The sequence below is a fragment of the Catellatospora sp. NPDC049609 genome (assembly GCF_040675365.1).
In the GTDB taxonomy this organism is placed as follows: Bacteria; Actinomycetota; Actinomycetes; order Mycobacteriales; family Micromonosporaceae; genus Catellatospora.
The window spans coordinates 14,305-27,699 of the sequence record NZ_JBFAOU010000064.1 but is presented as its reverse complement, the minus strand read 5'-3'; the positions used below and the strand labels follow the sequence as shown (position 1 = coordinate 27,699).

Annotated in this window: 14 protein-coding genes; 11 read left to right on the top strand and 3 right to left on the bottom strand. The window is 73.9% G+C overall.

Translation table 11 applies throughout. The features are described 5' to 3' along the window. Positions 1-174: 174 nt before the first annotated feature. Positions 175-1,338, top strand: coding sequence for a GyrI-like domain-containing protein (locus tag AB0J67_RS19515; RefSeq protein ID WP_363484349.1), 1,164 nt, complete (start codon positions 175-177; stop codon positions 1,336-1,338). A gap of 121 nt (positions 1,339-1,459) precedes the next feature. On the opposite strand, the gene AB0J67_RS19510 is transcribed toward AB0J67_RS19515, so the two are convergent. Continuing rightward, entirely contained in the window at positions 1,460-3,061 is a 1,602-nt protein-coding gene (locus AB0J67_RS19510; protein ID WP_363484346.1) for a DapH/DapD/GlmU-related protein, read from the bottom strand. A 200-nt stretch (positions 3,062-3,261) separates the two neighbouring features. On the opposite strand from AB0J67_RS19510, the gene AB0J67_RS19505 reads away from it, so the two are divergent. From AB0J67_RS19505 to AB0J67_RS19460, 10 genes are all read left to right on the top strand, one after another. Continuing rightward, positions 3,262-3,438 carry a hypothetical protein gene (locus AB0J67_RS19505; protein ID WP_363484343.1) on the top strand — a complete coding sequence of 59 codons (177 nt, stop codon included), beginning with the start codon at positions 3,262-3,264 and terminating at the stop codon, positions 3,436-3,438. An 82-nt stretch (positions 3,439-3,520) separates the two neighbouring features. Next, a complete protein-coding gene (locus tag AB0J67_RS19500; RefSeq protein ID WP_363484341.1) occupies positions 3,521-4,786 on the top strand; it encodes a YcaO-like family protein in 1,266 nt (421 codons plus the stop codon). Next, entirely contained in the window at positions 4,765-5,388 is a 624-nt protein-coding gene (locus AB0J67_RS19495; RefSeq protein ID WP_363484338.1) for a TOMM precursor leader peptide-binding protein, read from the top strand. Before AB0J67_RS19500 ends, AB0J67_RS19495 begins: the two co-directional genes overlap by 22 nt. Then, positions 5,385-6,755 carry a hypothetical protein gene (locus tag AB0J67_RS19490; protein WP_363484335.1) on the top strand — a complete coding sequence of 457 codons (1,371 nt, stop codon included), beginning with the start codon at positions 5,385-5,387 and terminating at the stop codon, positions 6,753-6,755. Before AB0J67_RS19495 ends, AB0J67_RS19490 begins: the two co-directional genes overlap by 4 nt. Next, a complete protein-coding gene (locus tag AB0J67_RS19485; RefSeq protein WP_363484332.1) occupies positions 6,755-7,228 on the top strand; it encodes a hypothetical protein in 474 nt (157 codons plus the stop codon). Before AB0J67_RS19490 ends, AB0J67_RS19485 begins: the two co-directional genes overlap by 1 nt. Continuing rightward, entirely contained in the window at positions 7,225-8,397 is a 1,173-nt protein-coding gene (locus AB0J67_RS19480) for a hypothetical protein (protein ID WP_363484329.1), read from the top strand. The genes AB0J67_RS19485 and AB0J67_RS19480 overlap by 4 nt, the downstream gene beginning before the upstream one ends. Further along, positions 8,394-9,743, top strand: coding sequence for a SagB family peptide dehydrogenase (locus tag AB0J67_RS19475; protein WP_363484326.1), 1,350 nt, complete (start codon positions 8,394-8,396; stop codon positions 9,741-9,743). Before AB0J67_RS19480 ends, AB0J67_RS19475 begins: the two co-directional genes overlap by 4 nt. Further along, positions 9,743-10,354, top strand: coding sequence for a flavoprotein (locus tag AB0J67_RS19470; protein ID WP_363484323.1), 612 nt, complete (start codon positions 9,743-9,745; stop codon positions 10,352-10,354). Before AB0J67_RS19475 ends, AB0J67_RS19470 begins: the two co-directional genes overlap by 1 nt. Next, positions 10,351-11,427, top strand: a complete 1,077-nt coding sequence (locus tag AB0J67_RS19465) for a hypothetical protein (RefSeq protein WP_363484320.1) — start codon at positions 10,351-10,353, stop codon at positions 11,425-11,427. Before AB0J67_RS19470 ends, AB0J67_RS19465 begins: the two co-directional genes overlap by 4 nt. Before the next feature lie 76 nt (positions 11,428-11,503). After that, positions 11,504-11,791 carry a hypothetical protein gene (locus AB0J67_RS19460; RefSeq protein WP_363484317.1) on the top strand — a complete coding sequence of 96 codons (288 nt, stop codon included), beginning with the start codon at positions 11,504-11,506 and terminating at the stop codon, positions 11,789-11,791. An 84-nt stretch (positions 11,792-11,875) separates the two neighbouring features. On the opposite strand, the gene AB0J67_RS19455 is transcribed toward AB0J67_RS19460, so the two are convergent. Together AB0J67_RS19455 and AB0J67_RS19450 are read right to left on the bottom strand one after the other, a co-directional pair. Beyond that, on the bottom strand, positions 11,876-12,565 hold the full coding sequence (locus tag AB0J67_RS19455; RefSeq protein WP_363484314.1) for a type 1 glutamine amidotransferase domain-containing protein: 690 nt from the start codon (positions 12,563-12,565) through the stop codon (positions 11,876-11,878). A 71-nt stretch (positions 12,566-12,636) separates the two neighbouring features. Continuing rightward, on the bottom strand, positions 12,637-13,287 hold the full coding sequence (locus AB0J67_RS19450; RefSeq protein WP_363484311.1) for a class I SAM-dependent methyltransferase: 651 nt from the start codon (positions 13,285-13,287) through the stop codon (positions 12,637-12,639). Positions 13,288-13,395: the final 108 nt, after the last annotated feature.

Here is a 13,395-nt window from a genome sequence, read left to right as displayed (position 1 = left end):
CTACGGCAGACCATACGGGCACGCGCGCCGAGGACGAGTGACCGGCGGCCGGGGGAGCACCCCGGCCGCCGGTGTCGTATCGGCACCGCCCGCGCCCTGCCACCCAGGAATCTGGGTCCGACCGGGCGGGGCACCCGCTGGGCCGGGCTTTTATTATAGCGCTAGAATAGCGGCGTGGAGCCGACGCTGACCGATGCCGAGCTGACCGTGCTCGGGCTGCTTCTCGAACAGCCCCGCCACGGGTACGAGCTGGAACGGGTCATCGAGGAGCGGGGGATACGCGCCTGGACGGCGCTCGGCTTCTCGTCCATCTACTACCTGCTGGACAAGCTCGCCGGGCGCGGCCTCATCGAGGCGAGCGGCCCCGCGGCCGAGCGGCGGTCACCGAAGTCCCGCGCCACGTACCGGGCGACGGCGGCGGGGCGCGAGCTGTGCGCGGCCGCCACGGTGGAAGCGCTGGCCGCGTTGACGCCGGTGCGTGCGCGCGTCCTGATCGGGATGGCGAACAGTCCGGGGCTGCCCGACCACGAGGTGGCGGCCGGGCTGGCCCGGCGGCGGGACGTGCTACGCGACCAGCTGGCGGAGATCCGCGCGGCCAGGACCAGGCAGGAGCCGCTGCCCGCCGCCGCGTCGGCGATCTTCGACTACTGCGAGGCCATGCTCGCCGCCGACGCCGCCTGGACCGAGGCCACGCTCGGCACGCTCACCAAGGAGACCACTGTGGACAAGTACGACATCAAGAAGGCGCACCGCGAGCTGTACGCACCCTCGGCCAAGGACTTCGCGATCGTCGACGTTCCGGAGCTGCGCTACCTGGCGGTCGACGGCCACGGCGACCCGAACACCACCGCGGCGTACACCGACGCGGTCGAGGCGCTGTTCACCGTGGCGTACACCCTCAAGTTCGCCAGCAAGAAGACGCTCGGCCGGGACTTCGTGGTCGGACCGCTGGAAGGGCTGTGGCGGGCGGACGATCCCAGCGCGTTCGTCCGGCGCGACAAGGACGCCTGGTCATGGACGATGTTGATCAGCCAGCCGGACTGGATCACCGAGGACATGGTCCGGGCGGCGGTCGCCGGCGCCGCCGGGAAGAAGGACAACCCGGCCCTGGCCCGCGTCCGGGTGCTCAGCCTCGTCGAGGGCCGGTCCGTCCAGATCCTGCACCTCGGCTCCTATGACGACGAGGCGCCCACGCTGGACCGCCTGCACCGCCAGTACCTGCCCGACAACGGGCTGACCTTCAACGGCGACCATCACGAGATCTACCTCAGCGACCCCCGGCGCACCGAGCCGCACAAGCTCAAAACGGTCCTCAGGCAGCCCGTCAAAGCCGTATGACGGTCGCGGGCCGGCTCGGGCCGGTCCGCTCGTCTACGGCCATGCGTGCCGACCATGCGGCGTTCGTGCGCCTGGCGTGTGGCACCGGCCGACGGATCGGTGCTGCCGGTGCGCACGCCGGTCATGTGCTCTGCACGGCCGGTGCGGGTTCGGGCCGGTGGACTCCGCGCGGACGGTAACCGAGTGCTCCGCTCTCGCCCAGCACGTCCGCGAGCAGCCAGACGATCGCCAGCCACATCTCGGTGCCCATGAGGCCGGGCAGGTGTTCGGCACCCGTGGTGGGCACGGGGCTGAAGGCGAAGCCCGCGTCGGCGTGCCAGCGGGGCAGCGTCGCGGCGAGCCTGTCCCGCGCCCACGCCTGCACCTCGGCCCACCGGTGCCGGGTCTGGCGGCCGCACAGCCACAGCGGGTGGATCACGTCGAGCACGTCGCAGGCCGTGCCCCGGCCGTCGGCGAAGAACCGGCCGTCGCGGGTGTGCGCCAGCACCGTGTCGATCGTCTGCTCCGGACGCGGCACGGGCAGGCCGAACTGTGCGAACGTGCCCCGGGTGAGCCGGTAGTAGCCGTTGACCGGCTGCCGCCAGCCCTCCGCGCCGGTGGGCGTCCCCCACATCCCGGAGAAGGAATCCTGCCGGGTGAGCAGCCAGCCGAACAGCGCCTCCACCGGCTCGGCCGCGCCGGCCCGCCGCCGGTTCCAGTGCAGCCCCGTGGCGAGGATGTCCACCCAGGCGCCCGCGCTCCAGGCCCGCTCGGCCCACGGCAGGGCGTCCAGCTCCGCCACGAGCGCGGCCGGGTCCTTGCGGACCGCCTCGATCCGGTGCGGCAGCGCGGCGCCGAGCAGATCCAGGGCATGACCCACGGACAGCAGGTGGTACGCCGAGCCGCGGTCCAGGCTCGGCGTGCCCTCCTCGCCCAGCTCGGGGATGAGCCCGGTGGCCGGGTCCTGCAGCGCGGCGAGCCGGCGGACGAGCCCGTCCCGGTCGGCCTGCGGCGGCGCCGCGTCGAGCAGCAGGTCGGCGATCTCGACCGCGTCGCAGATCGCGCGCACCGTGGGCGGGGCGGTGGGCCGATCGGTGAAGGTGTCGCCGGTCCAGCACCGGTCCAGCACCTGCGGCGCCTGGTCCCGCGCGCGGGCCGCGAAGTCGGCGAGCTGCGAGGTCAGCTTGCCGGGGCGGGTCCGGTCCCGGCGGTCGCGCACCCGGCGGGCGGGGTTGCCGACCATCACCGACCAGGCGGCGACGTCCTTGGTGACGACGGCGCCCGCGCCGATGATGCTGTGCTCGCCGATGGTGACGCCGTCGAGGACGATGGCGTTCGAGCCGATCCACACGTCGTCGCCGACGACGATCCCCTTGGACACGATGGGCTGCCGGTGCACCGGTGCGTCGGGATCGGCGGAGTGGTTGAACCCGACGAGGGAGGCGTGCGCGCCGACGCGTACGCCGGAGCCCAGCCGCACCGGCCCGCGCACGACCGCGTACGGGTTGAGGCTCGTGTGGTCGCCGAGCTGCACCTCGCCGGTGAGGTAGACGTGCGCGGCGAGGTAGGAGTCCGCGCCGAGGGTGAGCTCGGCCTGGTGGATCGCGGCGAGCGGGGACACGAACGACCCCTCGCCCGCGGACCGCAGCCCGGCCAGCCCGCGCTGGAAGGCGAGCTGCTCGTCGCGTTCGTCCTGGGTGGCGTTGCCCGCGAACAGCCACGGGCAGAAGTCGAACTCGCTCATGCCACAGATCATCTCGCACCGCCGCGGCAGCGGCATCCGACGCCGATCAGCGCGAACGACCACGTTGGACAGACGGTGTGCTGCCGGTGCCGGCTCACGTCGGATCGTCGCGCGCGTTCGCCGGATGGTCTTCCATTGACAAGAAAAGACTGTTAACTTCCCCGCAAGGTTTCTTAACAGATCCATGATTTGGAGGAACGATGGGACCCGTCACGCACCTTGACCTGGATGTCCAGGACGTCTCGACCGGCGACTGGGACCAGCTGGTCGCCGAGATCATGCGCAACGCCGGCGAGCTGACCCCGCAGGACCCCGAGGCCGCCCCGATCACGGGCTGCGGCTGCGGTTGCGCCTGCGCCTGCGGCTGCGGCTGCTGATCTTCGATCTCCACCCGCGACGGTGGCCCGGCGCTGCCGGCCACCGTCGCGTCCTTGATGGATGCTGCCGCTGAGGAAGGTCATGAGCGTCGATCTCGCGAGCCTGGTCAGCCCGCTGGGCGTGGTCAGCGGGCTGCGACCGCTGCTGCCCGATCGCGGGCTGGACGGGCTCAGCCACGTCGTGGCGTCCAGCGGGGACTCGCACACCGACCACCACGGCGGCAGCCCGCAGGTCGGCACCGGGCGCAGCTACGACGCCGGGCTCGCCGCCACCATCGCGATCGCCGAAGCCGCCGAGCGGTACGTGGGCAGCTACCCGGACGCCGACACGGTCCGGGCCCGCGCCGCCGACCTGCCCGGCGCCGTGCTGGACCTCACCGGCCTGCCGCGCTGCTCCGACGCGGAGTACGCCCACCCCGACTGCAAGGTCGTCCCGCCCGATCCGGACGCCGTCATCCGCTGGATGCGCGGCACCGACCTGATGTCCGGCGCACCGACCTGGGTGCCCGCCGTCATGGCCTGCTACGGGCTGCACCCGGAGCCGGCCGAGCGCATCGTGTTCCAGATCTCCACCGGGTACGCCGTGCACGTCGAGCCGGAGCGGGCGCTGCTCGGCGGGCTGCTGGAGGTCATCGAGCGCGACGCCATCGCGCTCACCTGGCTGCGCCGGCTGCGGCTGCCGCTGCTCGGACCCGCCGGGATCAGCCCGGCCGTGCGCGCGCTGCTCGACCACGGCCGCCGCCGCTTCCTCGACAACGTGCTGTTCAACGCCACCACCGACCTCGGCATCCCGACGGTGTACGCGCTGCAGCAGGCGCCCCATGACGCCGAGGCCGCCAACCTGGTCGGCGCGGCCACCGGTCGCACCCTGGCGCAGGCGGCCGAGAAGGCCCTCATCGAGATCCTCAACATCCGGCAGCTGTTCCACCACGGCACGTCGCCCGTCGACGAGTACGCCGCGTTCGCCGACATCATGGACGGCGCCCGGTACATGGGCGTGCCGCAGCGGGCCGAGGCCTTCGCGTTCCTCACCGAGGACCTCGCGCGGCGGCCCGTCTCGGACCGGTGCCGGGAGTTGCCGGACGACCCGCGGCAGGCGCTGGCGGTGGTGCTGGAGCAGCTGCGCGGGATCGGGGCGCAGGCGGTCTGCGTCGACCGGACCTCGGCGGAGCTGCGCCGCGTCGGGCTGGTCGCGCTGACGGTGGTGGTGCCGCGGCTGCAGCCTATGTCGCTGTCGCCGCTGGCCCAGTTCCGCGCCCACCCGCGATTGATCGAGGCGCCGGCGGCGATGGGCGTGCCGGCCTCCCCGGAACAGGAGCAGAACCCGTGGCCGCAGCCGTTCGCCTGACCGACGTCGCGGTCGCCGCAGCGGGGGAGTTCGGCCACGCCGTGCAGGCCCGCCTGCTGGCCGGCGGCGCGACCGCCCTGGACGCCGACCGGCCCCGGCCGGGCGCCGCGGCGGCCATGGTGCTGGTGTCGTGGCGGCCCGATCCGGTCCGGACCGAGCTGTTCGACAAGCTGGCGCACGACGAGGGCATCGGCTGGCTGCCGGTCGTGGTGGAACACCCCTTCCTCGTGGTCGGACCCTGGGTGGCGCCCGGCGGGCCGTGCTACGACTGCTACTGCTTCCGCCGCGAGCAGCACGACCCGAAGTCGCGGCACCGCGCCGAGCTGCTGGCCGCCTACCGCGCCGACGAGACGCTCGGCGTCTTCGGACACCTGCCGCACCACCTGCGGATCGCCGAGGCGCTCGTCCGGCTCGTGCTCCGATCGCCGCAGCCCGGCATGACCGCCATGGTCGACCTGGCCACGATGATGGTGAGCCGGGTCGACCTCATCGCCAGGCACGGCTGCCCCCGCTGCGGCGCCGACGACACCTGGGGTGACCCCCGGCTGGCCGCGGTCCTCGCCGAAACCACCGGACAGCTGCCGAAAGGAGCATCGGTGTGAGCCGGCTCGCTCATCCCGCGGTGGCGGCCGGTCTCGTCGCCATCAGTACCGGCGACGGGCTGCTGATCGAAGGCGGTCCGAGCCGCCGGCTGTTCACCGGCGCCGCCGCCCGCGATCTGCTGCCCCGGCTGTTGCCACTGCTCGACGGCCGGACTGACCTGGCCGCCGTCGCGCAGGCGCTGGCGGTGCCCGTCGCGCAGGTCGCCCAGGCCGTGGCCCTGCTGCATCGCAGCGGCCTGCTCCACGACGGCACGGTCGACCGCGGCGACGCCACCGACGCGTTCCTGTCCCGCGCCGTGGCCGGCGCGGGCAGCACCGACCAGCCCGCGGCGCTGCGCAAGCGGCTCGCCGAAGCCGCCGTGGTCGTCGCCGTGTCCGGGCCGCTGGGCGACCTGCTGGCCGCCGACCTCGCCCGGTCCGGCGTCGGCACCGTCACCACCGACGCCGACCCCACCGCCGTGCTGGCCGTCGCCACCGACGACCGCCTGGCCCCGGTCGCGGCCACCGGAGTGCCGGTGCTGCGGATCGGTGGCGACGACTGCGCTGTCGAACTCGGCCCGCTGTTCGCCGGGCCGGACACCGCCTGCCCGCGCTGCTTCCTGGGCGACGAGCGGCCGGCCACCGCAGCGGAAATCGACGAGGGCGCGGCGCAACTGCTCAGCGCCCTGGCCGTCGCCGAGATCATCGGGTGGCTGACCCGGCTGTCGTCGCCCGCCACCGGCCGCCGTATGCACCGCGTCGACACGGTCACCCTCGACCGCGGCATCCACGAGGTCACGCCGTCGGCCGACTGCCGCACCTGCACCCTCACCGACGACGGCCCGATCGGGCGGCTGGAATGGCTCAACCGGCGACCGTCCTGGCAGGCGGCGGCGGCACGCACGGTCGCCACCCCCGCCGACATCGACCTGGCCTCCGCACCACGGACTCCGCTGGACGAGGTGCCCGGCTGGCTGCGGCCGCTGCTGCTCGCGGCGAACGCCCGGCCGTACGCCGACACCTACCTGCTCGCCGCCGAGGGCCTGCTGCACCCGGTCCACCGCTGGTCACCGGCAACCCAGAGCCTCATCGCCGCGCGCGGGGACCGCACCGCCTGCCCGCCGATCGCCGGCCTGCCGGACGGCCCGGCCGCCGTGCTCGTGTTCGTCGCCGCCACCGGGCGGCTGACCGGCGCCTACGCCGAGCAGAGCCTGCGCCGGGCGTTCCTGGCCGCGGGCCGCGCCGTCGGGGCCGTCACCGGAGCCGCCGCCGGCCACGACGCCGTGCCGGCCGACACCGTCGACCCGGCGCTGGCCGAGCTGCTGGAACTGCGCGACGGCGGCGAGCACCTCGCCGCCGTCGTCGGGATCTACCCGAGGCGGAGCTGATGGCCGTACAACCGAAGGACAGCGCCCTGAACGAGGCGCTGCGACTCGACTTCACCGCGGCGCGCACGCCCAGGACCGGCGACGACCTCGGTGCCACCGTCCTGGAGTGCCTGGCGGCCGCCCCGGAACCGCTCACCGCGTGCGTAGTCGTGTACGACCTCGCGGGCCTGCCCACCGGCACGTACTGCCTGGACCCGGCCGGATTGCTGCACCGGATCCACCCGCGGCCACCGACGCCGGCGCACCCGGCCGCCGATGTCGCCGTCCTGATCGGAGGTCGGGCCCCGGCCACCCCCGCCGACTTCCGGCGGCTCGCGCTGGCCGCCGGCGTCGCCGCCCACCACCTGTCCGCCCGGCTCGGCACCGGCTTTCACGTCGTGACCTGCGACGACGACACGACCGCCTGGCCGCTGGCGGCAGCCAACGGCGCGACAACCCACCTGACCACCGTCACCGGCAAGGAACCGCGATGACCGCACCCCAGCTCTCCACCGTGATCATGGCGCACCCCAGCCGGCTCACCCTCGCCGAGGCGCTCGCCGACCGGCTGCCTGAGCTCAAGCCCGACATCGTCGTGGACCCCGAACCGCACGGGCCGCCGTCCTCGCTGCGCACCGCCGCCGTCGCCTGGTCCTTCGTCCCCGAACACGCCACCCACCATCTGGTGCTGCAGGACGACGCCGTGCCCTGCCGCGGCTTCGCCGACGCGGTGCACGCCGCGATCGCGCAGTACCCGGACGCAGCCCTGGCGCTGTTCACCGAGTGGACCTCGATGACCGCCCACCACCTGCGACTGGCCGCCCTCACCGGGGCGACGTGGGCCGAGGTCGTCGACGAGTATGTCCCCAGCGTCGCCCTGGTGCTGCCCGCCGCGATCGCCCGGGACTTCGGCGAGGCCGCCACGCGCAACCTGCGCACCTGGACCCCCACCGACGACGTCGCGCTGATGAACTTCCTGCGCGAACGCCAGGTCAGCGCGATCTGCCGCATCCCCAACCTGATCGACCACGACTCGCCCGACAGCCTGACCGGCAACACCCACCAGGGGCCGCGCCGGTCGGTGTGCTTCGCCGACGACGTGCCCGCACCCGCCCCGGGCGACCTGCTCGCCATGGCCGACCTGCTGCCCACGTTCGCGCACTACCAGATGCCCGAGTTCGGGTCGCAGCCCTACCACGCGCAGCGCAAGCCGATCGGCGACGGAGGGCTGCCCTGGTCGATCCGGCCCACCGGACAGTGGCTCGCCGACACCGGGCTCGACCCGGCCCGCGTGACCGAGCTGGCCCGCATGCACACCGAGCCGTGGCGGCGACAGCACCGCCGGATCGACGACCCGCTGCTCGACCGGCTGTGGCTCACGCCGTTCGCGGTCGGCGCCACGCTGACCGGACCCTCGGTCCGGCTCTACCGGCCCGACGGCACCCCGGTGCCCAGCCGGTTCCCCGTCGCCGACGAGGTGGCGCTGGAGACGCTGCTGGCCGACCCGGTGACGCGGCGGGCGTTCACCACGCTCCCGCAGGCGCACCTGCACCCGGTCGCCACCCGCGACGTGCTCGACGAGCTGGAGCGGCCGCTGGCCGAGCTCATGCTCGACGCGGTCCGGGCCGGCTACCGCCACGCCCGGCAGCTCGCGCCGCGATGATCACACTGCGCCTCGACGGCCGGCCGACCATCGACGCCACCGCGACCGCCGACCTGACGATCACCATCGCGGACCGCGAACCCGTGGCACTGCACGACGCGGACGGCTCGGTGGCGGCCGTGCTGCGGGCGCTGCGCCGGCCGCTGACCTGGCAGCAGCTTCGCGACCAGCTTGCCCTGGACGCCGAGCGGGGTGACGCGCTGATCAGGCGGCTGCTCGTCACCGGCGTGATCACCCTCGGGTGCGCCGACGAGCACGGCGAGGTGGCCACGGCGCGCATCCACTCCCGGCGCGCCGACCTGCGGCCCGATGTGGAGCCGGTCGTCGGCGGGTCGGTGCAGCTGTCGCCGTACGCGCTGCTGCGGCGCTCCGGCGACCAGGCCGTGGTCGAGTCCGCCCGCGACGGCACCGTCGTGCACCTGCACCGGCCCGAACTGGCGGCGGTGGCGGCCGCGCTGTGCGCCCCGGCCACGCCGGAGACGGCCGCGCGGCTCGCCCCGGGCGGCCCGCAGTTGCTGCGGCTGCTGGCCGCGGTCGGGCTGGTGGACGCGCCCGGTCCGCAGCCCGCGCGCCCGCCGCACGCGGCCTGGACCCACACCCGCAGCCGCAACGGCCTGGTCGATCCGCGCCTGGCGGCACCGGCCGATCTGGACGAACCGCCCGGCGGTCCCGCCGCCGACACCGACATCCCGCTGCCCGTGCCCGACCTGGCGGCGCTGCGGCGCACCGACCCGCCGCTGGCCGACGTCATGGAGAGCCGCCGCTCGGTGCGCCGGTTCGGCCGCGCACCGCTGGCGCTGCCGCAGCTCGGGGAGCTGCTGTACCGGGTGGCGCGCATCCAGCAGCGAATGGAGCCCGACCCCGCCGCCGGCCGCCTCTACGCGCACACCCTGCGGCCGGTGCCGTCGGCAGGGGCGTTGCACGAGCTCGACCACTACCTGACCGTCCGCGCGTGCCACGGCCTGGCTCCGGGTGTGTACCGCTACCTGCCGGACCGGCACGCGCTGGCCGTGGTCACCCGGGACACCGTCCCGCTGGTCCGGATGATCAACGCCGCCTACCTGGCGATAAACCGCGAGTCGGTGCCGCAGGTGCTCATCAGCCTCGCGGCCCGCTTCGACCGGCCCACCCGCAAGTACGGCGACCTCGCCCACTCGCTGACCCTGCGCAACGCCGGCGTGGTGCTGCAGTCGGTGTACCTCAGCGCCACCGCGATGGGCCTGGGCGCGTGCGCCGTCGGCACCGGCGACGCCGCCGACTTCGCCGAAGCGACCGGCCTCGACCCGCTCGAGGTGTCGGCCGTGGGCGAGATCGTCATCGGTTCCCTGCCCGGTCAGGACGAGTGATGGACCAACCGACCCCATCCACCGACCGCAGGCTGCCGCCGCTGGGCTTCCGGCGGCTGCTGGTGGTGGCCACCGGCTCGCTCAACGCCGCGTTCCTGCCCCGCGACCTGGCGTGGCTGCGCTCGGCGTACCCGGAGCTGGAGGTCCAGACCGTGCTGACGCGGTCGGCGCTGCAGTTTCTCACCGCCACCACCACCGGCTGCATCACCGGTCGCGACGCGATCGTCGACGAGTGGCCCCAGCCCGCCGCCGACGCCCTGCACGTGACGCTGCAACAGTGGGCGCAGGCGATCCTGGTCTACCCGGCCAGCCTGAACTACCTGGCGCGGCTGGCCCTGGGCCTGGCCGACTCGCCGAGCCTGCTGGCGATCCACTGCAGCGCCGCGCCGGTGGTGGTCGCCCCGGCGCTGCCGCCCGGCGGCTGGGACAGCCCGGTCACCGCCGCGCACGTGGCGGCGCTGGCGCAGCGGCCGACGATCAGCGTGCTGCCGCCGGTGCCGGTGCTGAGCTTCACCACCGGCCGCGACGAGGCGTACGGACCACCGCCGTTCACCGCCGCGCTCGGCTCCGTGGAGCTGCTGCGCCGACGACTCCAGGAGGCGGCGACGTGAACCGGCCGCCACGGGTGCTGCTGCTGGCGCGCGGCCACGGCTTCGGGCACGCCGCCAGGGATCTGCGGATCGTCAAGGCCATGCGCCGCCTGCGGCCCGACGTCGAGATCGAGGTGATGGCCTCCGGCAGCGCCGCCGTCTACCTGGACCTCTACGGCGAGGCCTTCGCCGACATGGGGATCGGCGACCACGAGGACATGTCCCCGGCGGCGGGCCGCCGCATCTGGGAGCTGCTGGACCGGTACGACCCCTTCGACCTGGTGATCGCCGACGAGGTCGTGTGGGCGCTGGCGTTCTGCGCGACGCGGTGGCGGCGGCGGGCGATCCTGCTGACCGACTGGTTCTACTCGGAGCTGGGCGCCCCGGAGTCGGATCCGATCCTGGACCAGGCCGGGGAGATCCTGCTGCTCGACTTCTCCGCCGCCCATCCCGGACCCGTCGGGTTCACCACTCCCGTCCAGGCGTTCGGGCCGGTGGTGGAGGACTTCGGCGTCGGACGCGACGCGGCGCGCGCGGGGCTGGGCGTCGCGGCGTCCGACACGGTCGCGGTGCTCACCGTCGGCGGCATGACCGCGATGGTCGACAACACCGCGATCGCGCGCCTGACCGTACGGACCTGGCTGGATCACGCACCGCCCGGACACCGGCTGTTCGTGCTGGCCGAACCGTTCTGCCCGGTGCCCGCCGAGCGGGCCGGCGACGTCGTCTGGGCCGGGTTCACCGCCGAACCGGAGAAGTACTACGCGGCCGCCGACCTGGTGGTGACCAACGCCAACGGCACCGTGACCAGCGATCTGGTGTGGAACCGGATCCCGGTGCTGGCGATGACCCATCCCGCGGTGTCCTATCCGGAGTCGTTCGCGCTGCGTGTCAAGGCGATGAGCGAGGCCGGCATGACCGTGCACGCGGAGGCGACGGTGTCGCCGGCCGAGCTGTGGCGGCTGATGAACCAGGCGATGCGCAACGACTGCCGGCCCGACCCGGCGTTCGAGTGGGCCACCGGCGAGCAGGTCGCCCGCCACCTGCTGGCACGGCTGGACTACATGCTGGCCAAGTCGGATCCGGCGCCCTGACGCTACCGGCCCTCGCACTCGGGAAGCCGCCTGCCGGTGCTTGCTCGCGACCCGTGCCGCCTGGTATGACAAGCCGATGGCCAAGGACGGACCGTACTGGCAGAGCTACTGGTACGACCTGCGCTTCCGGCGCGAGGGCACCTCGTCGTTCGAGCCGCTGGGGCCTGGCGGTCCCTGGCAGGTGCCGCACGAGTGGCCGGCGAGCGCGTCGGTGGACGAGTTCGCGGACCGGATGCTCGCCGAGTGCGTCGACGAGCTGAGTGACCTGCGCGGCGAGTGCCGGGTCCTCGTCTACACCGAGGCCACCCCGGGACCGGACACCGAACCGCTCCTGATGCGCACGGCCGGTCTCGGCCGCCGCTGACCGCGGCGCCGGCACCATCGAGAACCCATGACCTCGCGCGTGTCGCCGCGTCGCCGCCGGATCCGGTCGCGCGCCGTGGTGCGGCTAGGCGTTCATCTTCTGGATCACGGAGATCAGCCGGTCGGCTGCCGGGCCTGAGGACGCCGGGTTCTGGCCGGTGATGAGCAGCCCGTCGGTCACCACGTACGGCTGCCAGTCGTCGGCCTTGCTGAAGTGGGCGCCCTTGGCCACGAGCTCGTCCTCGACCAGGAACGGCACGACCTTCGTCAGGCCGACGGCTTCCTCCTCGGTGTTGGTGAACCCGGTGACGTTGCGGCCCGCCACCAGGGCGGTGCCCTCCGGTGTCGTGGTGTGGCGCAGCGCGCCCGGGGCGTGGCACACCAGCGCGATGGCCTTGCCCGAGCGGACGACCTGCTCGATCAGCGCGATCGAGGTGGGGTCCTCGGCGAGGTCCCACATCGGGCCGTGCCCACCCGGGTAGAAGACGGTGTCGAAGTCGTCGGCGGACACCGAGTCCAGGCGCAGCGTCGCGTCGAGCTGGGCCTCGGCGGCCTGGTCAGCCTCGAACCGACGGGTCAGGTCGGTCCGGAACTCCGGTTCGTTGCTCTTGGGATCCAGCGGCGGCCGTCCGCCCTGGGGCGAGGCCAGCGTGACGTCCCATCCGGCGTCGCGGAACCGGTAGTACGGCGCGGCGAGCTCCTCCAGCCAGAAACCCGTCTTGCGGCCTGTGTCACCCAGCTGATCATGCGAGGTCAGCACCATGAGGACCTTCATCCATCCCACCCCCTACGAAGAGCAATCGTATGACGCCGGTGGGTGACGGATGGGCCGCTGTGGGCATACCGTCACGTGCGCCTGGCTCTGACGACCAGGTCATGCATGCTCGGCCGCGCCGACCCGTGCCCGGCGTGGCGGGTCCGGGACTCCGCCACCTCCACCACCCACCGCCGCGGGTCCAGGGCCGCGGTGACGGCGTCGAGACCGATCGAGGCCGGCCCGGGGGCATGGGCGGCGGAATGCTCATCGGCGTGGTCGTGCCCGACGACGAGCAGCGTCCCGCCGGGGGCGACGCCCCGCGCCAGCCGGGCGGCGAACGCGCCGAAGGGCACGCCGGGATGGACGTACTGGCTGACCACCAGGTCGTACTGCGTCGGCGGCGCCCAGGCGGTCAGGTCGGCCACGACCCAGTGCACGCGCGCGGCGACGTCGGGTTCGTGCTGCTCCGCGGCCTTCCTGGCGTCGCCGACGGCGGTCGCCGAGACGTCGACGGCCGTCACTCGCCAGCCCTGCCGGGCGAGCCAGAGCGCGTCGGCGCCCCGCCCGCAGCCCGCGTCGAGCGCCGTGCCGACGGGAAGGCCGGCCACCTCGGCCGTCAGCTGGGGGCTCGGAGAGCCGTGCCGCGCGCCGTGCCCCTGGTAATGGTGCTCCCACCACTGCGGGCCGAACGCCGGGTGCTCGGCGTGCTCCGGTCCGTGCTGGTGGTGATGCTCGCTCATGGCTCGGCTCCTGAGGTGGTCGTCTAAGCGGTTGGGGCGTCGCCCGCGCCCAACGGTACGGGCCCATCCGGTAACGGCAAGCGTCCTTGCGGTTCTGGCAAGGAGTCG